22 protein-coding genes are annotated in these 23,605 nt (G+C 66.7%); 14 read left to right on the top strand and 8 right to left on the bottom strand.

The window, feature by feature from the left end; translation table 11 throughout:
• Positions 1-103 precede the first annotated feature (103 nt).
• The gene (locus ABRP28_RS11295; RefSeq protein WP_350002856.1) at positions 104-808 is read left to right on the top strand and encodes a redox-sensing transcriptional repressor Rex; all 705 of its coding nucleotides are present in this window, start codon (positions 104-106) and stop codon (positions 806-808) included.
• Positions 809-863: 55 nt separating this feature from the next.
• Here ABRP28_RS11295 and ABRP28_RS11290 read toward each other — a convergent pair whose 3' ends face one another.
• The 3 genes from ABRP28_RS11290 to ABRP28_RS11280 form a co-directional block, all read right to left on the bottom strand.
• On the bottom strand, positions 864-1,655 hold the full coding sequence (locus ABRP28_RS11290; RefSeq protein ID WP_350002854.1) for a hypothetical protein: 792 nt from the start codon (positions 1,653-1,655) through the stop codon (positions 864-866).
• Between the two features lie 109 nt (positions 1,656-1,764).
• Positions 1,765-2,232, bottom strand: a complete 468-nt coding sequence (locus ABRP28_RS11285) for a hypothetical protein (RefSeq protein ID WP_350002852.1) — start codon at positions 2,230-2,232, stop codon at positions 1,765-1,767.
• Positions 2,233-2,373: 141 nt separating this feature from the next.
• A complete protein-coding gene (locus tag ABRP28_RS11280) occupies positions 2,374-2,922 on the bottom strand; it encodes a YceI family protein (RefSeq protein WP_350002851.1) in 549 nt (182 codons plus the stop codon).
• Between the two features lie 212 nt (positions 2,923-3,134).
• Here ABRP28_RS11280 and ABRP28_RS11275 point away from each other — a divergent pair, with 212 nt between their 5' ends.
• The 10 genes from ABRP28_RS11275 (at position 3,135) to ABRP28_RS11230 (ending at position 16,778) form a co-directional block, all read left to right on the top strand.
• Complete coding sequence (locus ABRP28_RS11275) at positions 3,135-3,815, top strand: histidine phosphatase family protein (protein ID WP_350002848.1); 681 nt, start codon at positions 3,135-3,137, stop codon at positions 3,813-3,815.
• Positions 3,816-3,817: 2 nt separating this feature from the next.
• Complete coding sequence (locus ABRP28_RS11270) at positions 3,818-4,432, top strand: TlpA disulfide reductase family protein (RefSeq protein ID WP_350002846.1); 615 nt, start codon at positions 3,818-3,820, stop codon at positions 4,430-4,432.
• A 14-nt stretch (positions 4,433-4,446) separates the two neighbouring features.
• Positions 4,447-5,202 (top strand): cytochrome c biogenesis protein CcdA, encoded by a 756-nt coding sequence (locus ABRP28_RS11265; protein ID WP_190613222.1) that lies wholly within the window; start codon positions 4,447-4,449, stop codon positions 5,200-5,202.
• Positions 5,202-6,968 (top strand): cytochrome c biogenesis protein ResB, encoded by a 1,767-nt coding sequence (locus ABRP28_RS11260; RefSeq protein WP_350002844.1) that lies wholly within the window; start codon positions 5,202-5,204, stop codon positions 6,966-6,968. Before ABRP28_RS11265 ends, ABRP28_RS11260 begins: the two co-directional genes overlap by 1 nt.
• Positions 6,968-8,101 carry a c-type cytochrome biogenesis protein CcsB gene (gene ccsB / locus ABRP28_RS11255; RefSeq protein WP_350002842.1) on the top strand — a complete coding sequence of 378 codons (1,134 nt, stop codon included), beginning with the start codon at positions 6,968-6,970 and terminating at the stop codon, positions 8,099-8,101. Before ABRP28_RS11260 ends, ccsB begins: the two co-directional genes overlap by 1 nt.
• A gap of 152 nt (positions 8,102-8,253) precedes the next feature.
• On the top strand, positions 8,254-10,362 hold the full coding sequence (locus ABRP28_RS11250) for an Hsp70 family protein (protein WP_350002840.1): 2,109 nt from the start codon (positions 8,254-8,256) through the stop codon (positions 10,360-10,362).
• A 1-nt stretch (position 10,363) separates the two neighbouring features.
• Complete coding sequence (locus ABRP28_RS11245; RefSeq protein ID WP_350002838.1) at positions 10,364-12,445, top strand: LuxR C-terminal-related transcriptional regulator; 2,082 nt, start codon at positions 10,364-10,366, stop codon at positions 12,443-12,445.
• 149 nt (positions 12,446-12,594) lie between these two features.
• Positions 12,595-13,356 (top strand): IniB N-terminal domain-containing protein, encoded by a 762-nt coding sequence (locus ABRP28_RS11240; RefSeq protein ID WP_350002836.1) that lies wholly within the window; start codon positions 12,595-12,597, stop codon positions 13,354-13,356.
• A 54-nt stretch (positions 13,357-13,410) separates the two neighbouring features.
• Positions 13,411-15,294 (top strand): dynamin family protein, encoded by a 1,884-nt coding sequence (locus ABRP28_RS11235; RefSeq protein ID WP_350002834.1) that lies wholly within the window; start codon positions 13,411-13,413, stop codon positions 15,292-15,294.
• The gene (locus tag ABRP28_RS11230) at positions 15,291-16,778 is read left to right on the top strand and encodes a dynamin family protein (protein ID WP_350002832.1); all 1,488 of its coding nucleotides are present in this window, start codon (positions 15,291-15,293) and stop codon (positions 16,776-16,778) included. Before ABRP28_RS11235 ends, ABRP28_RS11230 begins: the two co-directional genes overlap by 4 nt.
• A gap of 34 nt (positions 16,779-16,812) precedes the next feature.
• Here the strand turns inward: ABRP28_RS11230 and ABRP28_RS11225 are convergent, their stop codons facing one another.
• On the bottom strand, positions 16,813-17,205 hold the full coding sequence (locus ABRP28_RS11225; protein ID WP_350002830.1) for a PLD nuclease N-terminal domain-containing protein: 393 nt from the start codon (positions 17,203-17,205) through the stop codon (positions 16,813-16,815).
• Positions 17,206-17,267: 62 nt separating this feature from the next.
• On the opposite strand from ABRP28_RS11225, the gene ABRP28_RS11220 reads away from it, so the two are divergent.
• On the top strand, positions 17,268-17,579 hold the full coding sequence (locus tag ABRP28_RS11220) for a DUF4229 domain-containing protein (RefSeq protein ID WP_350002828.1): 312 nt from the start codon (positions 17,268-17,270) through the stop codon (positions 17,577-17,579).
• Between the two features lie 24 nt (positions 17,580-17,603).
• On the opposite strand, the gene ABRP28_RS11215 is transcribed toward ABRP28_RS11220, so the two are convergent.
• From ABRP28_RS11215 to ABRP28_RS11200, 4 genes are all read right to left on the bottom strand, one after another.
• Positions 17,604-18,485 (bottom strand): 1,4-dihydroxy-2-naphthoate polyprenyltransferase, encoded by an 882-nt coding sequence (locus tag ABRP28_RS11215; RefSeq protein WP_231453909.1) that lies wholly within the window; start codon positions 18,483-18,485, stop codon positions 17,604-17,606.
• A gap of 65 nt (positions 18,486-18,550) precedes the next feature.
• Positions 18,551-19,738, bottom strand: a complete 1,188-nt coding sequence (locus ABRP28_RS11210) for an AMP-binding protein (protein ID WP_350002826.1) — start codon at positions 19,736-19,738, stop codon at positions 18,551-18,553.
• 13 nt (positions 19,739-19,751) lie between these two features.
• On the bottom strand, positions 19,752-20,705 hold the full coding sequence (locus ABRP28_RS11205) for a 1,4-dihydroxy-2-naphthoyl-CoA synthase (RefSeq protein ID WP_350002824.1): 954 nt from the start codon (positions 20,703-20,705) through the stop codon (positions 19,752-19,754).
• 22 nt (positions 20,706-20,727) lie between these two features.
• Positions 20,728-21,168, bottom strand: coding sequence for a VOC family protein (locus ABRP28_RS11200; protein WP_350002823.1), 441 nt, complete (start codon positions 21,166-21,168; stop codon positions 20,728-20,730).
• 212 nt (positions 21,169-21,380) lie between these two features.
• Here ABRP28_RS11200 and ABRP28_RS11195 point away from each other — a divergent pair, with 212 nt between their 5' ends.
• Both ABRP28_RS11195 and ABRP28_RS11190 read left to right on the top strand, forming a co-directional pair.
• On the top strand, positions 21,381-22,655 hold the full coding sequence (locus ABRP28_RS11195; RefSeq protein WP_350002822.1) for a sugar ABC transporter substrate-binding protein: 1,275 nt from the start codon (positions 21,381-21,383) through the stop codon (positions 22,653-22,655).
• Between the two features lie 3 nt (positions 22,656-22,658).
• Complete coding sequence (locus ABRP28_RS11190) at positions 22,659-23,603, top strand: sugar ABC transporter permease (protein ID WP_350002821.1); 945 nt, start codon at positions 22,659-22,661, stop codon at positions 23,601-23,603.
• Positions 23,604-23,605 lie beyond the last annotated feature (2 nt).

Genomic DNA, 23,605 nt, shown 5'->3' with positions numbered 1-23,605 from the left:
ATGGCGCGGTCCAGAGTCTTCCCTGCATCGGTGGCACCTGCTTTGATGGCATTGCCGGTTGGGCCCTAGAGTGGAGTCACAACGCGATGCGAGGGAGGGGCTGGTGGCTTCGCTGGATTCAACCCCCCAGGCTGTCCCGGACCTGCCGGAACCTGCGGGCACGGCAGCCAAACAGATTCCGCCCGCTGCAGTGGCCCGGCTGACCCTCTATCTTCGTGCCCTCAATACACTCCTGGCAGAGGGAGTGGAACGGGTCTCCTCAGAATCCCTTGCCGAAGCCTCAGGCGTCAGCTCCGCAACGCTCCGCAAGGACCTCTCCCACGTGGGCTCCTACGGCACCCGCGGAGTCGGTTACGAGGTGCAGTACCTGAGCCGGCACATCGCCGCTGCCTTGGGACTCACCCATGACTGGAAAGTGGCCATCGTCGGCGCCGGCAACCTGGGCAAGGCCCTCGCACGGTATGGAGGCTTCGAATCCCGGGGCTTCGACGTCGTGGCCATCTTTGATGCGGACCAGATGGTGGTGGGCAACGAGGTGGGCTGGCTGCGCGTCAGCGACGTGGCGGATCTGGAAACGGTGCTGCACCGCACCGGGGCCAATATGGTGGTCCTTGCCCTTCCCGCCTCGGTTGCCCAGGATGTGTGCGACCGTGTGGTGGCGGCCGGGGTCCGCAGCGTCCTGAGTTTCGCCCCGATCATGCTCCAGGTCCCGGAGGGCGTGAACCTCCGCAAGGTGGACATGGCAACGGAACTGCAGATCCTGGCCTATCACGCACAACGGGCGCAGGCCCCGGGGCAGACCGCCTAGATTCCGTCAGCGGCTGGTCCCGGTGCCCACGCCCGAAGGGTGGGAGTGCTTGGGGTTACCGGCCGTACGGGTTCCCCATGTTGCCGCCGTATGGGTTGGCGAACGGCTGCTGGCGGCGGAAATACGGAGCCGAGGCCGGCAGGTAGAGCAACACAATGGCCGCAATCCCCAGCAGGGTGCCGATGGTTGCGAAGCTGGGCGGGCCAAAGAGGCCGAAGATGGACAGTGCCGCGAAGACCGTGCCCAGGATCCGTGCCCAGTTCTTGCCCTTGCGGACGAAGAACGCCACCAGCAGGTAGAGGGCAAGGCCGATGATGGCAAACACCACCAAGGTTCCGGCGATGACGCCCTTCATATCCTCGTACGTGACTCCCGCCCCGCTGCCCTCGATCTGGGTCTCAAAGGCGTCGCGGAACATGGGATCGTCCAGCGTGGTCAGGCCGGTCAGCATCGAAATGACGAAGATCGCGGCGGAAGCGATCATCAACCAGAAGGAGATGTTGACCATCTGGGGAACGCCGGTGCTGCCGGTCGGCTGCGGCTGCTCGGAGGGATACTGCGCATAGGGGGACTGGCCATACGGCTGCTGGCCGTAGCCGGGGGCCGCGGGCGGGTTCTGCCCGTACTGCGGCGGGTTCTGGCCGTACTGGGGAGCGCCGGACTGGCCGTACTGCGGCGGGTTCTGCCCGTACTGCGGTGCGTTCTGTCCATACTGCGGGGTTCCGGACTGCTGCCCGTACTGGGGCTGGTTTTGGCCATACTGCGGTGCGTTCTGGCCGTAGCGCGGAGCCTCGCCGCCGGACTCGGGATCGTTCGGAACGGGAGGCGGGACGGGGGGAGTGCTCATGGGCGGTCCTTTTGCGTGTCGGGTTCCAGGTAGGTCGCCGGGCTCGGTCCTGTCCCCTACCCCCAGCATCACTTAAGTCCACCGTACCCCCGGGCGGGCTCCTTGTGGGTCATTCGGAAGAGGTATTCCGGCCCGCAACCGCTGCGAACCATGCCTGGGAATTCGGCAGCCACAGAAGGACCGTTGCCGCCAGGCTGACAAGGAAGGCTGTCCAGTTTCCGGCACCCTGCCCCATGCCTGCCGCCGTATTAACCGCGGCCAGGACCAGGGTGATCCCGGCCAGTACCGTCAGGGCCACCCTGGCCCACTGCCGGCCGGCCTTCATCTTGACCGCTAGAACCATCTGCGCGGCCCCCACGGCAGCGCCCAGCAGCATCAGTGCGACGACGGCTGCAGCGGCCGCGGGCGCTACGGCAAAGAGCACCAGGGACGCCAGCATCCCCAGGAGTCCGCCCAGCAGGGCAAGGACCCCTCCCACAAACCAGATCCAGAACGAGACCTTAATCTCGGTGGGCCGGGCGGTAACGGAAAACAGCTCGGCGAAACCGTTCCGGGGTCCGCTGGGAGAGTTGCTCATGGCGTTCACTGTAGTCCCGTCCCTGGACACCCGCGGCGTGACGGTACTGCGCGCTGGCGGTGAAGAGCGGCGCCCTTAAAGGACGGCACCCCGGCGCCGGACTGCGGGAGTCCAGGGCCGGGGTGCCAATGCGGGAAAGAATTATGCCGCGGGAGCGATGAAGGCGAGCTCGAGGTTGATGGCAACCTTGTCGCTGACCAGGACGCCGCCGGTCTCCAGGATGGCGTTCCAGGTCAGGCCGAAGTCCTTGCGGCTGATGGTGGTCTCGGCGGAAACGCCTGCCCGGGTGTTGCCGAAGGGATCAACAGCCACGCCGTTGAACTCGGTGTCCAGGGTCACGGGGCGGGTGACGCCCTTGATGGTGAGGTCGCCGGTCAGTTCGTAGCTGTTGCCCTTGGCCACCAGGCCGTTGGAGACGAAGGAAATCTCGGGGAACTTCTCCACGTCGAAGAAGTCCTCGCCCTTGACGTGTCCATCGCGGTTGGCGTCGCCTGAATCGAAGCTGGCGGTGTTGATGGTGGCGTTGATCCTGGCGCCGGTGACGTCCTCGGGGAGGTCCAGGGTGGCGGCGGCTTCGGTGAACTGTCCGCGGACCTTGCTGATGCCTGCGTGGCGGACCGTGAAGCCGATCTCGCTGTGTGAGTTGTCGAGGGTCCAGGTGCCGGTGGTGATGTCTGCGGGAAGTGCCATGGTGATTGCTCCTTGGATAGGCGTGCTGTCGGGGATGCTGTTGAAACTTCATCTGTTGAAGTATCAACTAACTGCTGCATCCAGTATAAACATGCATTTGCATGTTTTGTTCCCGGCTTCGGAACATTTCTTCAAAAACTTCAGTTCTACTCTTTGTAGAAGCTTCGCCGGGAGATTTCGGATCGCACGCCATCTTTGAGAAACTGGTAAACATGCCCCAAGCCACTGTCCATTTGCTCCGCCACGGCGAGGTCCACAATCCCGACGGCGTTCTCTACGGACGGCTGCCCGAATTCCACCTCTCCGAACTGGGGCAGGAGATGGCGCGCACGCTCGCCGAGCACTTCAGCTGCCGCGCCGCCGGCGGGGCCCGGATCACCTACCTCGCCGCCTCGCCGCTGGACCGTGCGCAGGAAACTGCCCGGCCGACTTCGGACGCCCTGAAGCTGCAGATCCACACGGACGAGCGGATCATCGAGGCAGAGAACTACTTTGAGGGCATGAGGGTCACCAAGGCCGAGCTGCGCCGTCCGAAGCACTGGCCGCGGCTGGTCAACCCCCTGCGGCCCTCCTGGGGCGAGCCTTACAAGACCCAGGCGTCCCGTGTCATGGAAGCTGTCCAGGACGCCCGGGTGCGCGCCATCGAGCTGGCAGCCGGGGACTTTGGAACGGACGGGCCCGAAGCCATCATGGTCAGCCACCAGCTCCCCATTTGGGCCACCCGCCTCAGCGCCGAGGGCAAGCCGCTGTGGCATGACCCGCGGAAACGCGAATGCACCCTGACGTCCATCACGTCCCTGGTGTTCGACGACGCCGGCACGCTCCTGCGCGTGCAGTACAGCGAACCGGCCGCTTCCCTTCTTCCGGGTGCGTCCAGCACCCCTGGAGCCTAGTTGTGACCGACAGTAATTTCGTGACTTCCCGCCGCGGCCTGCTGGCTGCCGGCGGCCTGGCCCTGGCCGCCGTGACCGTGGGCCTGTCCGGCTGTGCCCAGGAGGACGCCCTGGCGCAGCAGGCCAAGGCGGGGGACAACAAGAACTATGTTGCCGGCGATGGGTCCGTGACGGAGTTCGCCGCAGGGGACCGAAAGTCCGCCATCCAGGTCAACGGCACGCTGTTCAACGGCACAGCCGTGGCGCCGGCCGACTTCCAGGGCAGGGTGACGGTGCTGAATTTCTGGTTCGCCGCCTGCGCCCCGTGCCGGGTGGAGGCCCCCATCCTCGAAGAGCTGCACCAGGAGTTCAAGGACCAGGGCGTGCAGTTCTTCGGCGTCAACCTGCGGGACGAGAAAGCCACCGCCGAGGCCTTCGAGAAGACCTTCAACCTGACCTACCCAAGTTTTGACGACAAGGACGGCGGTGTCCTCCTGGCGGTTTCCGGCCTGGTCCCGCCGGGCGCGGTCCCCACAACCCTGGTGCTGGATAAGCAGGGCCGGGTGGCCTCCCGGGTCCTGGGCGAAGTCCAAAAAGGCACCCTGAAGGCCCTCATCGCTGCCGCCGTGGCAGAGTAGCGGTGGTCCGGACCGTGAACAGCCCCTTTGCCGAAGCCATCCTGAACGGCTCGCTCCTGCTTGCCATCCCGGTGGCCCTGCTGGCCGGACTGGTTTCCTTCCTTTCTCCGTGCGTGCTGCCCCTGGTGCCCGGATATCTGGGCTATGTCACGGGACTCAGCGGCGTGGACCTGCAGAAGCAGAAGCGCGGCCGGATGCTGGTGGGGATCGGGCTGTTCGTCCTCGGCTTCTCGGTCATTTTCGTCCTCCTGGGCGGAGCTTTTGGCCAGTTGGGGACCCTCATCACGGGTTCCCAGAACGCCTGGATCACCCAGCTCCTGGGCATCCTGGTCATTGTCATGGGCGTGGTGTTCATGGGCGGCTTCAGCTGGCTGCAGCGGGATGCCAAAATCTCGGCCAGGCCGCCGGCCGGGCTCTGGGGAGCGCCGCTGCTGGGCCTGACCTTCGGGCTGGGCTGGGCCCCCTGCATCGGGCCCACCTACTCGGCCGTGCAGCTGCTGAGCCTTTCCGGGGGATCCTCCGCTGCCAAGGGCGCCTTCCTGGCCTTCGTCTACAGCCTGGGCCTGGGCATTCCCTTCCTGCTGATCGCATTGGCGGTCCGGCGCGGCATGGGCGTGATGGCGTTCTTCCGCAAGCACCGGCTGGCCATCCAGCGCACCGGCGGGGGCATCCTGGTGGTGCTGGGCCTGCTGATGGCCAGCGGCGTCTGGGGCACCTGGGTGACCGAGCTGCAGTACTGGTTCCAAACCGATGTGAAGTTGCCGATCTGATGAGCGAGCGCGTGAACGCAGAGAAAAAGCCCTCCACCCCCGCCGCCGGCAAGGTCTCAGAGGCCAAGGCCGACGCCGCGCTGCCCGCCCTGGGCCCCAAGGAGATGCTGCGCTGGGCCTGGACCCAGCTGACCAGCATGCGCACGGCGCTCTTCCTGCTGCTGCTCCTGGCTGTTGCCGCCGTTCCCGGCTCGCTGTTCCCGCAGCGTCCGGCAAACCCGTCGGTGGTCACGCAATACATCAAGGACAACCCGGACTACGGCAAGCTGCTGGACACCCTGCAGCTGTACGACGTCTACTCCTCGGCCTGGTTCTCCGCCATCTACCTACTGCTGTTCATTTCCCTGATTGGCTGCGTGGTACCCCGCGCCATCGCCCACTACAAGGCGATGCGGTCCCAGCCGCCGCGCACCCCCAAGCGGCTTTCCCGCCTTCCTGAGTACGGCACACTGGTCATTCCCGCCGGCGCCGGGATCCCGGCGTCGGACGCCATCCACAGCGCCGCCGGGCTGCTGAAGAAGCGCGGCTACCGCGTTGAGGTCAGGGACGACGACGGCGCGCGGCCGTCTTTGGGTGCCGAGCGCGGCTTCCTGAAGGAAGTGGGCAACCTTGTCTTCCACACGTCCCTCATTGGCGTACTGGTGTCCGTGGCCATCGGCGGCCTGTTCGGCTACAGCGGCCAGCGGATCCTGGTGGAGGGCGACACCTTCGTGAACACCCTGGTGGGCTATGACCAGTTCACGCCCGGCACCAATTTCCAGTCCAGCCAGCTGCAGCCCTACTCCATCCAGCTGGACAAGTTCGACATCACGTTCGACCGCGAGTCCGAGGGCAAGTTTGGCCAGCCCATCGACTTCTCGGCCGCAGTGACCACCAAGGAAAACCCGGACGCCCCGGCGCAGCAGGAAACCCTCAAGGTCAACGATCCCGTCACCCTGGGCGGCACCAGCATCTACCTCACCGGCAACGGCTACGCCCCGGTGGTGACCATCCGGGACGGCGCGGGCAACGTGGCCATGCAGGGTCCCGTGGTGGCCAAGCTGCAGGGGGACAACTACTACTCCTCCGTGGTCATCAAGGTCCCGGACGCCGCGCCCGACCAGCTCGGTTTCGCCGGGTTCTTCCTGCCCACTGCGTTCGTCAGCGATGAAGGGGTGTCCTTCAGCGGCGACCCGGAACTCTTCAACCCGCAGCTGACCCTTAACTCGTACTACGGGGACCTGGGCCTGGACGACGGAGCGCCGCAGAACGTCTTCGAACTGGACGTCAAGGACCTGACCCCGCTGAACGCCCGCAACCTGGACGCCGGCGGCATCACCCTTTCTCCCGGGACCAGCTATACCCTCCCCGACGGGAAGGGCACCATCAGCTTCGACGGCGTCAAGCGGTACATCGGCGTGGACATCCACCACAATCCCGGCCAGCTCTACGCCCTGATCTTCGCGCTGCTGGCAGTGGCCGGCCTGGTCCTGTCGCTTTACGTCAACCGCCGCCGCGTGTGGGTCCGTACGGGCACCCACGAGGACGGCCAGACCATGGTTGAGTACGGGCTCCTGGCCCGCGGCGAGGACCACCGGCTGGCCGGCGAAGCGGCAGCCCTCCGCAAGCTGCTGACCACGGAGTGGCAGCTGGATCCCGGCCAGGACCCGCCCCGGACCTCACAGGAAACTCCCGGCAGCCCGGGGGACAATAGCACCCGAACTGCCGCAACCACCGGCCCAGTCACCACCCCAGCCGGCCCCACCGGGCCCGAAAAGGACCAGTAATGCCGTACGGAATCAACGAAACCATGGGCCAGTACAGCGAGCTCTTTATGCTGCTGGCGGCCGGCACGTACACCATCGCGTTCATCGCTTTTGCCTGGGATCTGGCCAAGAGCAGCAGGGCGCTCCGCGCGATCGACCTCAAAGCGGCCCAGGCCTCGGAAGCAGCCAAGGCCCAGGACGGGTCCAGGATTCCGGTGGCAGCCGGGGTGGGGGAACGCGCTGCGTCAGCTGAAGGCTCCCGTGCCGACGCCGGGACGCACCTGGGCGGGCCGGCCGGCAGGGCCGAGCGGCCGTCGTCGTCCACCACTAAGGCCTCAAGCGCGGGTGCCGGGGGAGTCATCACCGCCGACGCCGACATGCGCTATTCCTCGGAACGCCGCGCTCCCGCGCGGGTGGCAGTGGCCCTGACCATCCTTGGCGCCCTGATCCACGCCGCCGGCGTGGTGACCCGTGCACTGGGTGCCGGCCGGGTGCCCTGGGGCAACATGTACGAGTTCCTCACCACCGGCGCGTTCGTGGCGGTGGCGGTGTTCCTGCTGGTGCTGGTCCGCCGCGACCTCCGCTTCCTGGGAACGTTCGTGGTGGGCCTGGCCATCATCATGCTGGTGGCCGCCTCCGTGGCCTACTGGACCCCCGTGGGGCACCTGGTTCCCGCCCTCCAGAGCTACTGGCTGATCATCCATGTGTCCATCGCAGTGCTGTCCTCCGCCCTCTTCACCCTGACCTTCGCGATGTCCGCCCTGCAGCTGGTCCAGTCCCACCGCCAGAAGACGGCCGCCGCCGGCGGTGCGGACAAGCTTGGCTTCATGCGCCTGGTGCCGTCCGCGCTGAGCCTGGAGAACCTGTCCTACCGCATTAACGCCATCGCGTTCATCGGCTGGACGTTCACCCTCATGTTCGGCGCCATCTGGGCAGAAAAGGCCTGGGGGCGGTTCTGGGGCTGGGACACCAAAGAGGTGTGGACCTTCGTGATTTGGGTTGTCTACGCCGGATATCTCCACGCGCGCGCAACGCGTGGCTGGACCGGCACGCGGGCTGCCTGGCTTTCGATCGTGGGCTACCTCTGCGTGGTTTTCAACTTCACCATCGTCAACCAGTTCTTCAACGGGCTGCACTCGTATTCAGGCCTCTGAGCAGGGAACCCGGAAGGTCTCCGCGGGCAGGGGGACATCTGTAAAATCGATGTAGCAACAGGGCTGTTCCCGGTCAGCCGGTAATGCTACTTTGGTTTCGTGCGCCCGTGATGAAGTTTGCTGGCGGAACAACAGTTTTTCCTGAGGTACCCATGAGCTACGTTCTCGCCGTTGATGTGGGAACCAGCTTCACAGCTGCTGCCATAGCCCGTTTTGACCAGGGAGCTTCTTCTCCCGAGTGCCTGCCGCTGGGACTGCGTGGAACCTCGGTACCCTCTGTTCTTTTTTACCCCGACGACGGGCCCGTCCTGGTAGGGGAAGCCGCCGAACGCCGCGGCCTGGATTCCCCGGGGCAGGTTGTGCGGGAGTTCAAGCGCCGGGTGGGCGACGCCGTGCCGATCTCCGTGGGCACGCTGTCCCTCGCCGCCGAGGACGTGTTCGCAACCATGGCCCGCTGGGTGGCAGACCGGGCGGAGGAACGCCAGGGGGCGCCGCCGTCGGAAATCATCCTCACGTACCCCGCCGCCTGGGGCTTCCACCGCACGTCCCTCATCAAGGACGCCCTCGCCGCCAAGGGGCTAGGGAACGTCACGCTCCTGACGGAGCCGGAAGCGGCAGCCCTCCATTATGCGTCGCAGGTGCGGGTGGAGGACGGCAGCATCATTGCCGTCTACGATCTTGGCGGCGGAACCTTCGATACCGCTGTCCTCCGCAAAGAGGCCAGCAACCGGTTTCAACTGCTGGGGCAACCGGAAGGCTTTGAACACATGGGCGGCGCCGATTTCGATGCCGCCCTTTTCCGCTATGTGGCTGACCACACCGACGGCGCCCTGGCCGGGCTGGACCCGGCCGCCCCCGGAGTGCTCGCCGCACTCTCCCGGCTGCGGCGGGAATGCGTTGAAGCCAAAGAAGCGCTGTCCAGCGACAGCGAGGCCAACATCTCCGTGCTCCTGCCCGGGATCCAGCAGCAGATACGCCTGGTCCGTCCCGAGTTTGAGTCCCTGATCGAGGACGCCGTCCGGGACACCGTGGATGCCCTGGAGCAATCGCTGGGACAGCTCGGGCTGGAGCCGGCGGAGCTCACTGCCGTGCTGCTGATTGGCGGATCCTCCCGGATTCCCCTTGTTGCCCAGTTGATCTCGGAACAACTTGACCGTCCCATCGCCGTGGACGCAGACCCCAAGTCCTCCATCTGCCTGGGCGCCGCGGTGTCCGCGGTGTTGGGACGGGCGGCCATTGCTGCTGCGGCGGAGGCCACGCCAGCTGAAGATTCCGGTGACGTTGTTCCCATCGGGGCCCCGGAAGGTGCGCAGGTGCCGCTGAGGCTGGCCAGCTGGTCCCGGAGCCCCACACCTGCCCCGGGCTCCCTGGCGGCAGCAGCCCTCAGCCAGGGCCAGGGGGACAAGGGCGGAGCACACGGCCCGAAACCGCGGGTACGGCTTACTGCCGTGGCTGCCACCGCCGTCCTCTTGACCGTTCTTACTGCCACCGCCGCCCAAAGCCCGGCAGGATTCGACAGCCTGACCTCGGTGTTCGTCCCGCCGGCCGGGGCTGCCAACGACCGGCCCGCAGTCCCCGCCACCGGGGCCGCAGGAGGCGGCAACAGCGGCGGCAGCGGGGCAGGCGCCGCGGGAGATGTCCAGATCCCGGTGGCAGGCGGCGATTCGGGCATGCAGCGGGCCGCTGCCTCCCAGGCACCCGGCCCTCTGGCGGACGGGAAGGTGGCGTCCATCCGGGCCATCGAGAAGGGCGCCTCCGAAGGGCCCTCCACCAGCGCTGCCGCGGCAGGCGGCACCGGCAGCACGGCGCCAGGGGATACGGCGACTACTGGTGAGCCGACTGATACAGCCACGTCCACCGGGACGCCGGCCACTGGCGAAACAACAAGCCCGTCCCCCACGGATACCGGCGATCAGTCCGGCACGGCAAGCCCTTCCCCCACGGAATCCGGCGGCGAATCCGAAACGCCGACGCCGTCTGCAACGGATACCAGCGCGCCGGAACCTACCCGCCACTCCAGCACGGCGGAGCCCACGCCGACGGACACGGCCACCCCGACCGAATCCGGCCGATGGCTCAAACCGGTGAAGGGTTCGAAGTTGCGGGACCGCACGGCTTCGCCTTCGCCGACGGTCCAGGTATCGGCGTCACCTACAGGAACCAGCGGGTTCACGTCCACAGCGGAGGAGTCCCTTGACTCCGGTTTGTCCGGCACGGAGACGGCGACGGACACCGCCACCACCACCAGCCCGGCGGCCTGACATGGTCAGCTACCAGCCGCACACCCAAAACACCGCTTTCCGCCATCCGGAGCCAAACCATCAAGGGCCCTCGCTGCCGGGTGCAGAACTCATGGCAAGCCAGCTCAACGGCGAGAACGCGGCAGTACGGGAACTGCTGCTGGCGTTGTCCGTTGGTTTTGCCCTGCCCGGACCGCTGCCTTCGGACCTGCAGCGCAAGATCGATGGAAACGGGGCGGAGGGCCTTGACGCCCTGGTGCACAGGGCAGAATCATCGGGCCTGTTGACTCCTGACGGTGCCGTGGTGGGACCGGCCCGGCACGCACTGCTCTCGGTCGCCCCTACGACCAAGGTGCATGCGCTCCAGCGGGAACTGGTGGGCGTCTACACGGCCAACGGCCAGCCGCTGGGCGATCTTGCCCGGGAACTGGCACGCACCGGACTTGCCGATCCGCGCGTTGCAACTGAGCTGGAGAAGGCGGCGGACAAGGCGCTTGAACGCGATCCCGGCCTGGCGTACCAGCTCTACGACGAGGCCCTGCTGGCCGGCGCCGGCGAGAAGGCCACAGCGGCCCGGCGGGCCCAGGCCGCGGCGGCCAACGGGGACCTTGATACGGCCACCCGCGTTGTGGACACCCTGTTGGGGCAGGACGATCCGCCGGACGTCCGCCGGGCCGCGGACGTGGCGGCGGCGGTGTGGGCCCAGCGGGGCATGCTGGCCCACGGAGCCGAGGTCTACAGTTGGCTGGGGCCCTCACGTGTTGGCCACTCCGCGCCCCTTGCCGCCGTCACCCTGATCGGATGCGGGGACCGTTCCGGGGCGGAAAACATCTTCGGTGCCGACGCGCCGCCCGCGTCCCCCACGCTGCTTGCCGCCACCCTTGCCCACATCGGGAAAGGCATCCTCAAGTCCCTGGCGGGAGACCCGAACCAGGGACTCCAGATCCTGATCCACGCCTCTGACCTGCTCAATTCAGCAGGTACGGCGCTTCCCCTGCCGGAGACTCCGGCGGCACTGGCGGCACTGGTGGCGCTGCACAGCGGAGAACCGAACCTGGCGGAAACCATCTGCCGGTCTGCGGCGGCCGCCGGCCAGGGAGGAGATACAGCCAAACCGCGGCTCTTCCTGCTGCAGGCATGGTCAGCGATGATGCAGGACAGGCTCGAGGACGCCCGGCTGGCGATCAATGAGGCTTCCAAGGCGAACCACTGGCCGCTGGTGCCGCGGGACGAGTTCCTCTGCTCGGCCCTCGAAGTGGGCCTTGCCCGGCGCAACGGCGATTTCCCCGAGCTCATCAAAGCCTGGGAACGGGCGCGCGAAGCGACGCTCCACACCGCCGTGGACCTGTACAGCCTCCTGCCATGGGGCGAACTCATGATTGCTGCCGCCCGCCTTCGGGAGGGCCGCAGGGTAGCCCCGTACCTCGATGACGCATGGGACCTGCTGGAGCGCCTGGGCAATCCGCCGCTGTGGGCCGTGCCGCTGCACTGGGCAGCGGTCCAGGCCGCCCTGTTGAATGAAAGCCCCGCGGACCTGGCACCGCACGCAGCGGCGCTCGCGCGGGCAGCAGGGCAAAGCCACCTGGCGGCCGTGCTCGCGGCGGCCGGTAAAGCGTGGGTCACGGTTCTTGCCGAGAGGTTCCGTCCCGATGACGTCGAGGCGGCGGCCAGGGGCCTGGGGCTGGTGGGCATGCCCTGGGAAGGGGCACGGCTTGCCGGCCACGCTGCAGCCCGGGCGGACGAGCGCAAGGATATGGTGCGCCTGCTCTCCTGCGCCCGGGACCTCCACCCGCAGGCCAATTCGGCGGGCCAGGGAACGACGGCGTCACCCGAGTCCCGCAATGCTCCCCCCACCGAGGCAGGTAATGGCATGCAACCAGACGGCGCAGGGCTGAGCGAGCGGGAAAAGGAAGTGGCCCGGCTGGTGCTCGACGGCAAAACCTACCGGGAAATTGGCGAAGCCATCTACATCTCCCCGCGCACCGCCGAGCACCACATTGCCCGGATGCGGCGACGGCTCGGCGCGGAAAACCGGTCGGACCTCATGGCCAAGCTGCGTCTTGCGCTGGGCCCGGAAAGCCAGGCGCATGACCAGTCCCCCTAACACCCCTAACGGGAAAGCCGGCGGTTCCCCACCGGGGGCACCGCGGGTAAGGGGGACCGGCCCGATGCCGGTTCCCGGCAGGAACAATACCTTTGATCCAAGGCATCAGGACCCGCATACCGCACAGAACACGATCTGAGGACCAGCACATGACAGTCGCAAAGGAAGTGGTCCAGTTCCTGATGGGCATCTTCGCTGACCGCCAGGCGGCCCAGGGCTTCCTGGATGATCCCGAAGGCGTCCTGGAGAAGCACGGCCTTGCCGGTGTCAGCTCCGCCGATGTCGATGCCGCCATGCCGGTTGTCCTGGACTATGCCCCCCTCAGCGTCACGGCCTCCGCGGCCGACCGGGACTTCAACTCCGGAACCGGCGCCGGTACCGGGCACGCCGGGGGCGGCGGAAACCCCCTTGCCGGCGGGGGGGAGCCCGACGACCACGGACGAGCTGTGGAGCAGCTGGCCCACGTGGTGGCCAACTACTCCTACTCCTCCACGCCCGATGACCGCGGCACCCTCCCGGATCAATCCCAGGGCCTCAACATCTGGGCGGACGGCGACGTTGAGCAGTGGTTCGACAACGACTCCGTGCCGGAATTCGGCGACCCCGCCATCAGTGCGGGAGCCGGAACGGGTTTCGCTGATATCCGGATCGACGGCTTCTTCGACCTTGACGCTGACAGCGACACCGCGACCGTCAGCGCCGGCCAGGCCGGCCACCCGGCCACGCTCATCGGTGCACCCCTTTCCGATGAGCACCAACCATACGTTGACATAGATGTTGATGCAGAGGCCGCTGCCCCCCACGCCGGGCTCCAGTTCGCTGAGGACGAGGCAGCCACCATTGACATCGGCAATGACATCGACGACGCTGGCGCTGGGGAGGCGGCAGACTCCATGGACTTTGGTGCCTAGCAGCCGGCCCATCGTCCCGGAACGATCTTTGAGGCGTAGTGCAGAGGACAGGCTGTGGCAGAAGCAGGACCGGCAAACCCAGCAACTCCGGTGACGGCCGGCCAGCTTACCCAGCTTGTGGAGCACGGACTGGAGCTCGTCGGCGCCGGAGGCCGGGATGACCTCCGGAAACGCCTGGACCTTGCATTGGGGCGGCTCAGGGATCCCAGTATCCGGGTCATCGTGGTGGGCGAATTCAAGCAGGGCAAAAGCAAGTTCATCAATGCACTGGTGGGTGCGCCCGCCTGCCCTGTCGACGACGACGTCGCCACGTCTGTTCCCACACTTGTCCGGTACGGGGATCCGGCCTCGGCCGCGATCCTGGTTCCCACCTCCGGGGCCGACGCCGGCGATGCCATTGACCGCCAGCCGATCCCCGTCGCCGACCTCGCGGCTTACGTTTCCGAGCAGGGAAATCCCGGGAACAGCAAGAAACTCCTGGCTGCCGAGGTGTGCCTGCCCCGCAGGATCCTGTCAGGCGGGCTCATTGTCATCGATTCGCCCGGCGTCGGGGGCCTGGGGTCGGCGCACACCCTGGCCACCCTCACGGCACTGCCCACCGCCGATGCGATGCTCCTGGTTTCGGACGCCTCCCAGGAATACACCGAACCGGAGATGCGCTTCCTGCGGCAGGCCATGCGGATCACCCCTAACGTCGTGGGCGTCCTGACCAAGACCGACCTCTACCCGGAATGGCGGCGGGTGGAGGAGATGGACCGCTCCCATCTCGGCAGGGTAGCGGCGGATATTCCATTGTTTCCCGTTTCCTCGGACCTCCGCCTCGAGGCAGCACGCCTGCAGGACAGCGGGCTGAATGAGGAATCCGGCTTCCCCGCCCTGATCGCCCACCTCCGCAGCGGAATCGTGGAAGGCGCCCAGCGGCTCCAGGGTCGCGCTGTCAGCCAGGACCTGCTTGCCGTCACCGAGAACCTCCGCCTCTCCCTGCAATCGGAGCTTGAGGCACTTGAAAACCCTGACGGCACGCCCCGGATGCTTGCGGACCTGGAGGCGGCCAGGGCAGAGGCCGACGAGCTGCGGAAACGGTCTGCACGCTGGCAGGTCACCCTCAGCGACGGCATCAGCGACCTCATCGCCGACATGGAATACGACCTCCGCAACCGGCTCCGCCACATCCAGCGGGAAGCTGAAGCCGCCATTGACCAGGAGGACCCGGGCCCGGCCTGGACTGATTTTTCGAAGTGGCTGGAGACATCCGCCGCGTCCGCCATCTCGGACACCTTCGTCCTCACCAGTGAGCGGGCGCAGTGGCTGGCCGGACAGGTGGCTGACAACTTCGTCGCGGACGAAGTTCCGTTGCCGGTGATGCAGGTTTCACATTCCGCTGACGTGCTGGATCCCGTGGACGAGATGCCGGGGATGGACGCCGGGCACGTCAACCCGGTGCAAAAGGTGCTGATCGGCATGCGTGGCTCCTACGGCGGGGTGCTGATGTTTGGACTCATCACCGGCATCTTCGGCATGGCGCTGATTAACCCGTTCTCCCTGGGTGCCGGGTTCCTGCTGGGACGCAAGGCCTACCGGGAAGACAAGGATGCACGGCTCAAGCGCCGGCAGGGGGAGGCCAAGGCCCTCGTGAGGCGGCAGCTCGACGACGTTGCCTTCCAGGTGGGCAAGCAACTGAAGGACCGGCTGCGGCTGGTTCAGCGTTCAATCCGCGACCACTTCACGGAAATCGCGGACGAACACCACCGCTCCCTGGCCGATTCTGTGTCCGCTGCGCAGGAAGCAGCAAATGCCTACGCCCTGGAAAAGGACGCCCGCATCAGGGACATCAAGGCCCAGCTCAAGAAGGTGGACGCGCTCCACCGCGCCGCGCAGGCAGTTGCCGCCGAAGTAGCCAGCGCAGGCACCATGATGCCTGCGGGCGGACCGCGATGACTAATTCCACGCTTGCCGGAGCCGCGGGCCTGGTCCAGGAGGCGTTGAAGACCTATGGGGATGATCCTGCCGGTGCGGCCGCCCTCCAGGTAATTGCACGGAGGCTCGCGGAGCCACTCCGGGTAGCCGTAGCGGGCATGGTCAAGGCCGGGAAGTCCACGCTCCTGAACGCGATCATCGGCGAGGAGATAGCGCCCACCGACACGGGGGAGTGCACCCGGATCATCACCTGGTACCGGCATGGGCACACTCCCCGCATTACCCTCCACCCCACCGATGGCGAGCCCCGGACCTTGCCGCTTAAACGCGTGGACGGCCGCCTTGTGTTCGTGCTGGGGGACGTGGACGCGGGGGACGTGGACCGGCTGGAGGTGGAGTGGCCGTCGCCGGCGCTGCGGAGCATGACCCTGATCGATACCCCCGGCATCGCCTCGCTCTCCCGCGGGGTATCTGCCCGCTCCGCCGCTTTCCTGGCCCCGGCGGACACAGAGTCCGAAGCGGACGCCATCATCTACCTCATGCGCCACATGCACGCAGCGGATGTGCGGTTCCTCGAATCCTTCCGGGACACGGAAGCTGGACGCTCGGGTACCGTCAATGCAATCGCGGTGCTTTCAAGGGCAGATGAGGTGGGCGGCGGCCGCATCGATTCGCTGCTGTCCGCCGGGGAAATCGCGGAAAGGTACCGCCATGACCCCAACCTCCGGAAACTCGCCCTGGGCGTCGTTCCGGTGGCAGGGCTCCTTGCCCAGGGTGCACGGACCATGCGCCAGCAGGAATTCGCTGCCCTCCAGCTGCTGGCAAGCCTGGACCGCGGCGACCGCGAGAAATCACTGCTCTCAGCCGACAGGTTCCTCCGGTCCACCATCCCGGAAGGGCTGACGGCGGAGGCCAGGGCCTCGCTGCTGGCACGGTTTGGCCTGTTCGGGATCCGGCTGGCTGTGGTCCTGGTCTCCAACGGATTCAACGAACCCACCCCGCTGGCCCACGAGCTTGCCCGCCGCAGTGGCCTGGACCCGTTGCTGGACCTGCTGGACCGCCAGTTCCAGGCCCGGGCCGGGGCGCTGAAGGCACGCACGGCACTGGTGGCGGTGGAGGCCCTGCTGCGCACCTCGCCCCGCCCGGGAACCGCGCACCTGGCTGCCGCCCTTGAGCGGCTGCAGGCCAACGCCCACGAGTTCCGCGAACTGCGCCTGCTGGCCGCCCTGCGGACCACGGGCGTGCCGCTCAGCCCTGAACTCGCGGCGGAAGCAGAGGGGCTGATCGGCGGCCGGGGCGCCGCGCCGCACGTGAGGCTGGGGCTGGACGCGGATACGGCGCCCGGGGACATGGCTGATGAAGCCCGCCGCTACCTGCTGCGCTGGCGCGCTGTGGCGGAGAGCCCGCTGACGGACGGGCCGGCACTGGACGCCTGCCGGGTTGTGGTCCGCAGCTGCGAGGGCGTGCTGGCAGAAGCGTTCTCCCGCCAGCGCCAAACGGCCTGAGCACCATCCGGGGGAGTGCCCTTCCGGGGTGGGACTATTTCAATCCGTCGTTGTCGTGTTCGTCGGTCTCGTGCTTGTCTTTCCCGCCGTCGCCGTCCTTTGCCTTGGCATCCAGCTCATCCTTGAGCTTCTTGAGGCGGGCGGCTTCCGCCTCCTGGCGGCGGCGGACCTCCAGGTTGCGGAGGAAGTCCGGATCATCGTCCGGGGCGGTGGGGTGGCGGTAGTCCTGCCGCTGCGGGGGAGTACCGCGCGGCCGGCCGATCAGGAGCCAGAGGATGGCGCCCAGTACCGGCAGGACGATCATGACCACGATCCAGGCGGGTTTGGAAATTCCGCGGGTGAGGCGCCCGTCGGTTCGGATCACGTCGACGAGGCCATACACGAAGATGGCGAGGATTGCGACGGCCAAAGCCACACGGAGGAGCATGCCATTAAGTCTATCGTCAGGAGGCGCAGGGGCCGCGGGCGGGAGGCGGCTAAACTTGAATAGTGGCCTTTTTGAAATATTCCCTGATCCGCCTGGCTCTCTTCGCGCCCCTGTTCGTGCTCTTTAGCTTCCTGGGGCTGGGTGCCTTCATGTCCGTTATCTGCGCGGCCCTGATCGCCTTCGCCGTGAGCTACCTGTTTTTCCAGAAGCAGCGGGACGAAGCCGCGGCGGCCCTGCAGCACCGTTTCTCCGGCAAAGCCAAGCCGTTGCGCTCCGCCGGCGAAGTCCAGGACGCACACGCCGAGGATGCCCTGCTCGACGCCAACCCCGGCGTTACCATCAACAATGACGCGAAGGGCCGCGAGCGCCAGTAACCCTGCCCGCCCCAGGCGGGTTGGCTAGAAACCGCGGCTGAGCACCAGTCCCAGTGAAAACAGCAGGCTGTAGCCGAGGTTGATCAGGCCGGTCTGCTTGAGGACCGGGATGAGGCTCTTGCGCTTGCGCCCGTTGATCATCAGCCATGCGGGCATCAGGCAGGCCGGAATCAGCAGCAGCACAATCAGCATCCACGGCCGGCCGGGAGCCAGGATCACCACCAGCAGGATGGCCACGGCCAGCATCAGGACATAGCTTTCGCGGGCGTGCTTGTCGCCCAGCCGGACCGCCAGGGTCTTCTTGCCGGCCTGCATGTCCGTGGGAATGTCCCGGACGTTGTTGGCCATGAGCAGGGCGGTGGCGATCAGCCCGGTGCCGATCGCGCCAATGATGGCGGGCAGGTTGATCTGTCCGGCCTGCGTGTACGTGGTGCCCAGGGTGGCCACCAGCCCGAAGAACACAAAGACGAACACGTCGCCCAGGCCCATGTAGCCGTAGGGGTTCTTGCCCCCGGTGTAGCCCCAGGCGGCCATGACGCAGCCCAGCCCCACAAGGATCAGCCACCAGCTCTGGGTGATCACCACCAGCACCAGGCCAAACACCATGGCGGCCGCGAACGCGCCGAACGCCGCCCGCTTTACGTGTTCAGGGCTGGCCGCCCCGGATCCCACCAGGCGCAGCGGGCCCACGCGGTCATCATCGGTCCCCCTGATGCCGTCCGAGTAGTCGTTGGCAAAGTTCACCCCCACCTGGAGCAGGAGGGCCACCAGCGCCGCGAGGATGGCGTTGAACAGGAGGAACGAACCCATCTCGTAGGCTGCGGCGGAGCCGATCAGCACCGGCGCAATCGCGGCGGGCAGCGTCCGGAGCCGGGCGCCTTGGATCCATTGTGCGGCTGTAGCCACGTTAAGTACCTCGCGTGTGTCGGGGGCGGCAGGAGGGGAGCCCGGCCGGGTGGTGCAGGTCTACTTTACTTTCCCTGGTGCCGGGCTTTGAGCTCGGCGGTCATGGCCAGGCGGTCCGGTTTGCCATTGGGCAGCATCAGCAGTTCGGAGGCCGCGAGGACGGTTTTGGGTGCAAGGACCCCCAGCGTCCGGTGCCATTGCTGTTCAAGGACGACGGCGGTGTCCCCGGCTTCCGCCCCTGGCGCCGGGCCCGGCGCGGGGTCCGCCAACGCAACGTAGGCCGCCACGGCCTGCCCCCACTCGGTGGAAGGTACGCCGGCCACGAAAGCAGCTGCAACGGCGTCGGACTTCTCCAGCTCTTCCTGGACGTGCGCGGCGGAAACCTTCACGCCGCCGGTGATGATCACGTCGTCCGCCCTGCCCAGCACGGTCAGCCGGCCGTCGTCGTCAATGCTGCCGAGGTCGCTGGTGCGGTACCAGCGCACACCGTCCTCCTCGAAGAACGTGTCAGTGCTCTCCGGCGACTCAAGGTAGCCGGCGGCGATGGTGTCCCCGCCCAGCAGGATCCTGCCGTCCTCCTCCACCCGGACCGAGACGCCCTCCAGCGGAAAACCGTCGTAGACGCACCCGCCACAGGATTCGGCGGACCCGTAGGTGGTGATCACCCGGACACCGGCCTCGCGGGCAGCGGCCAGCAGGGACGCCGGGGCGGGGGCGCCGCCCAGCAGGACGGCGTTGAAGCGGCGGAGCACGGCCAGGGTCTCCGGCGACGGTGCGTCGAGGAGCCGCTGAAGCTGGGTGGGGACCAGCGAGGTGAACCGGATTTTGTCCGTCAGTTCCTGGGCGGCGGCGGTGAAGGCCTCAGGGGTAAAGCCGTGGGACATGTCCATGACCCAGGGGCGGGTTCCTGCGAACAGGGAGCGGACCAGGACCTGGATGCCCGCGACGTACTGCACAGGCAGCGCCAGGAGCCACTGGCCCTCGCCCTTGAGCGCCAGTGCGGTAGCCATCGAGGACGCGGCGAGCGACTCCACGGTCAGCACCGTGGCTTTGGGGGCGCCGGTGGAGCCGGACGTGCGGACCACGGCCACGGCGTCGTCGCAGCCCGGCGTTTCCACATGCCCCACCACCAGGGCGCCGTCGTCGCCGATGGAGAGTTCGACGGCGGGACCCTCGCCGTGGAGGGCGGCCGCCAGGGCCGTCAGAGCCGGCTCGATGTTGACGGGGCCGGCGGCTTTCGCTGGAGTATTCATGTTCCGCTCCTGCCTAGAAATAGTGCGGGAAGGTGGACCAGTCGGGTTCGCGTTTTTGCAGGAAGGCTTCCTTGCCCTCCACCGCCTCGTCCGTCATGTATGCCAGCCGCGTGGCCTCGCCCGCAAACACCTGCTGCCCGGCAAGGCCGTCATCCGCGAGGTTGAAGGCGAACTTGAGCATCCGGATGGCCTGGGGCGACTGGCGGGCGATGTCCGCCGCGTACTCCAGGGCAACCTCTTCGAGGCGGTGATGGTCCACGGCCTCGTTCACGGCACCCATCCGAACCATGTCCTCAGCGGAATATTCGCGGGCAAGGAAGAAGATCTCGCGCGCTGCCTTCTGCCCGATCTGGCGGGCCAGCAGGGCCGAGCCGTATCCGGCATCAAAGCTGCCCACCGTGGCGTCGGTCTGCTTGAACTTGCCGTGCTGGCGGGAGGCGATGGTGAGGTCCGCCACCACGTGCAGGGAGTGGCCGCCGCCGGCTGCCCAGCCGTTGACGACGGCGATGACCACCTTGGGCATGGTCCGCATGAGCCGCTGGACCTCCAGGATGTGGAGCCTGCCGGCGCGGGCAGGATCGATGGTTTCCTGGGTTTCCCCGTTCGCATAGCGATACCCGTCCCTGCCCCTGATCCGCTGGTCTCCACCCGAGCAGAACGAGTGCCCGCCGTCCTTGGCGGAGGGGCCGTTGCCGGTGAGCAGGACGGTGGCGACGTCCGGGGACATCCGGGCGTGGTCCATGGCTCGGTACAGCTCGTCCACGGTGCCTGGCCGGAACGCGTTGCGCACCTCGGGCCGGTTGAACGCAATCCGGACCGTGGGCAGGTCACGCAGCCATTCGCCGTCGGAATCCCGCTCCACCTGCCGGTGGTAGGTCATGTCCTGGAAGTCCTCGAAGCCGGACACGGTGCGCCAGCGGGAGGGGTCGAAGACGTCGGACACCTGGGCGGGAATCTGTTTGCTCACCGTCCAAGTCTAGTAATCGGCCTCAGCTGATGCAGAACTCGTTGCCCTCGGGGTCCGCCATGGTGTGCCAGGAGTGCGGGCCCTGGCTGGCCGTCCACAGGAACGTGGCGCCCCGGCCCTCGAGTTCCCGGCGGACCTCGTCCTTGTCCCGGCCTGCCAGGTTGATGTCCCAGTGCACGCGGTTTTTCACCGTCTTGGCCTCCGGCGCCGTCTGGAAGAGGAGGCGGCGTGCCGGCGCCTTGGACTCCAGCTCCTCGGTAGGGCGAATTGCGCAGCCTTCGCGCCACGCCAGGTTGCCCCGGTGGGTCATGGTCTGGTCCTCCGTGGCGAAGCCCTGCTCGATCATGGACCGGATGAAGGCGGCGTCCTGCGGTTCCACGGACCACCCGAGGGTTTCAGCCCACCAGTCGGCTAGCTCATGCGGCCCGGTGCAGTCGATGACTATCTGGATGTTCAGTCCCATCCCACCAAGGTACGGTGGCACGTGCTGCCGGGGAAGGTCCTGACGAGGATTATATAACGATAGAAAGTTCTCTTGACACATTGTCATGACATACGTCACAGTTGGGCGGAAAGGCTTTTCCCTCCAGGTTGTTCACCGGCGGGCAGCGCCACCACATTCATCCAGGGCCGCGAATACAGGGCCTGGAGCCCAGCGAGAGACAGGACAGACCATTGTCAGAGAAGACAAGAATCTCCAGCATCAGCCGCCGCCAGTTCGGGCTCACGGCGTTCGGCCTCTCGGCCCTGGCAGCGGGGCTTACGGCCTGCGGCAGCAGCGGCGGAGGCGGGTCCGAGGGTGGCGCCAAGACCCTGCAGCTGGTCCTCTCCGGGGATACGAACCAGGGCGGCGCCTTTGCAGCTGCCGCCGAGAAGTACAAGGAAATAACCGGCATCACCATTGAGGTGGTGGATGTGCCCACGGCGGACATCGTCACCAAGCTCAAGAACGCCGCGACGGCCAACGACCTCCCGGCCCTGGCCCGCGTTACCAGCATCGATCCGCTCTGGGTCAACCAGCTCCAGGACCTCTCGGACATCGCCGCGTCCCGGGGGATCGACCAGAATTTCCTCGAGAAATCCCCGGACGGCATCATCCCCGCCATTCCCTCCGACCTCACGGCCGTTGGCCTGTTCGTCAACAAGAGCCTGTTCGACAAAGCCGGCGTCAGCTACCCCACCGACCTTGAGCAGGCGTGGACCTGGGACGAGTTCGTGGCCGCGGTCAACGAGGTCCGCGAGAAAGCCGGCGCCAAGTACGGGTTTGTGATGGACCGTTCCGGCCACCGCCTGCGCGCCATGATGTACGAGTTCGGCAGCACCGCCTTCGCCAAGGAAGGCGACAAGTACGCTGCCGACGACGAGGCCGTGGAAACCCTCGAGTACTTCCAGAAGATCAACGATGACCAGACCATGCCCAAGTCGGTCTGGCTCAGCGGCGAGGACGGCAACGCGATGTTCAAGAGCGGCCAGGTTGCCGCGTACTACTCCGGCAGCTGGCAGGTAGCGGACTTCAACAAGAACATCAAGGACTTCGAGTGGCTCTCCGTGCCGCTGCCCAAGAAGGAAGTCAGTGCCACCAACCTCGGCGGCGGCTTCATGGTCGCGTTCAAGGACACCGGCGCCGATGAGGAGGCCAGGAAGTTCATCGACTGGTTCTACGAGGACGCAAACTACACCGAGTTCGCCAAGCTGGGCGGCTACCTGCCGGTCAAGGACCTGCAGGTGGAGTATCCGTTCCAGCAGGCCTCCTTCGAGCTGTACCAGAAGCAGATTGCCGGCAATGAGGCCAAGGGGGACAACGCCATCAAACGCGTGGTGGCCGAGGCCTACGCGGAAACCCCGTTCTCCGGCGACCCCCTGCGCGAAGAGACCGTCAAGATGCTCTCCGGCAGCCAGGATGCCAGGACCACGGTGGACAACATCGTGAAGCTCTACAACGGGGCCTGATCCGTGGCAAACCCAACCTTGAGCACCACGGTGGCGCCGCCGGCGCCCGGGCCGGGAACGGTCCGGAGCAAGTCCCAGCAGAAGCGCCGGAACCGCTACGTCATTGCACCGCTGGTCCTCATCGGCGTCAACGTGGTGCTCTTCCTGGTCTTCTTCGTCTGGCCCGGAGCACTGGGGCTGCTGTATTCCTTCACGGACTACCGCGGCGTGGGCAAGCTGAATTTCATTGGCCTGGCCAACTTCCAGAAACTTTTCGCGGACAGCACCTTCTACGCCGCGCTCGGCCGGACCTTTGTGTACACGGTCCTGTCCGTGCCGCTGATATACGTCTGCTCCCTTGGGGTAGCCGCGCTGCTGGTCAGCAAGGCTGTCCGGGGACGGACTGCAGCGAAGATCGTCATCTTCCTTCCGTGGCTGATCTCACCCATCGTGGTCGGCGTGATCTGGAAGTGGATGTTCGGCCAGGATTTCGGGTTCGTGAACTTCCTGATTACCAGCGCCGGGGGCAGCGCGGTCCCATGGTCCAGCAACGGCAACCTGGCGCTCGCGGTGGTCATTTTCGCCTCAGCGTGGGGCGGGACGGCCTTCAACATGCTGCTCTTCATCGCGGCGCTGAAGAACATCCCGGAGGCCCTGCTGGAGGCAGCGGAGCTGGACGGCGCCAACGCATGGCAGCGGTTCCTGAACGTCACCCTCCCAGGCATCGCGCCGACGTCGTTCATGGTCATCCTGCTCTCCACCATCCATGCGATGAAGGAATTCGCCATGATCCAGGCCCTGACCAACGGCGGCCCCGGAACGGAGAACACCCTGATCGTGCAGTACATCTACAAGACCGGCTTTGAGCAGTCCAAAGTGGGGTACGCCAGTGCCGCCTCCATGGTGCTGATGGTGGTCCTGCTGGCAATCGCCCTCATCCAGCTGCGCTTCAACCGGAAGAAGGCCTGACC

Origin of the sequence: Pseudarthrobacter sp. WHRI 8279, from assembly GCF_040224115.2 — a bacterium.
Classification (GTDB): domain Bacteria; phylum Actinomycetota; class Actinomycetes; order Actinomycetales; family Micrococcaceae; genus Arthrobacter.
This window is presented reverse-complemented; position numbering and strand designations above follow the sequence as displayed.

Coding starts and splice junctions, on each gene's coding strand:
- ABRP28_RS11290 (WP_350002854.1), bottom strand. CDS start 1,655: ATGAGCACTCCCCCCGTCCCGCCTCCCGTTCCGAACGATCCCGAGTCC.
- ABRP28_RS11285 (WP_350002852.1), bottom strand. CDS start 2,232: ATGAGCAACTCTCCCAGCGGACCCCGGAACGGTTTCGCCGAGCTGTTT.
- ABRP28_RS11280 (WP_350002851.1), bottom strand. CDS start 2,922: ATGGCACTTCCCGCAGACATCACCACCGGCACCTGGACCCTCGACAAC.
- ABRP28_RS11275 (WP_350002848.1), top strand. CDS start 3,135: ATGCCCCAAGCCACTGTCCATTTGCTCCGCCACGGCGAGGTCCACAAT.
- ABRP28_RS11260 (WP_350002844.1), top strand. CDS start 5,202: ATGAGCGAGCGCGTGAACGCAGAGAAAAAGCCCTCCACCCCCGCCGCC.
- ccsB (WP_350002842.1), top strand. CDS start 6,968: ATGCCGTACGGAATCAACGAAACCATGGGCCAGTACAGCGAGCTCTTT.
- ABRP28_RS11250 (WP_350002840.1), top strand. CDS start 8,254: ATGAGCTACGTTCTCGCCGTTGATGTGGGAACCAGCTTCACAGCTGCT.
- ABRP28_RS11245 (WP_350002838.1), top strand. CDS start 10,364: ATGGTCAGCTACCAGCCGCACACCCAAAACACCGCTTTCCGCCATCCG.
- ABRP28_RS11240 (WP_350002836.1), top strand. CDS start 12,595: ATGACAGTCGCAAAGGAAGTGGTCCAGTTCCTGATGGGCATCTTCGCT.
- ABRP28_RS11230 (WP_350002832.1), top strand. CDS start 15,291: ATGACTAATTCCACGCTTGCCGGAGCCGCGGGCCTGGTCCAGGAGGCG.
- ABRP28_RS11225 (WP_350002830.1), bottom strand. CDS start 17,205: ATGCTCCTCCGTGTGGCTTTGGCCGTCGCAATCCTCGCCATCTTCGTG.
- ABRP28_RS11210 (WP_350002826.1), bottom strand. CDS start 19,738: ATGAATACTCCAGCGAAAGCCGCCGGCCCCGTCAACATCGAGCCGGCT.
- ABRP28_RS11200 (WP_350002823.1), bottom strand. CDS start 21,168: ATGGGACTGAACATCCAGATAGTCATCGACTGCACCGGGCCGCATGAG.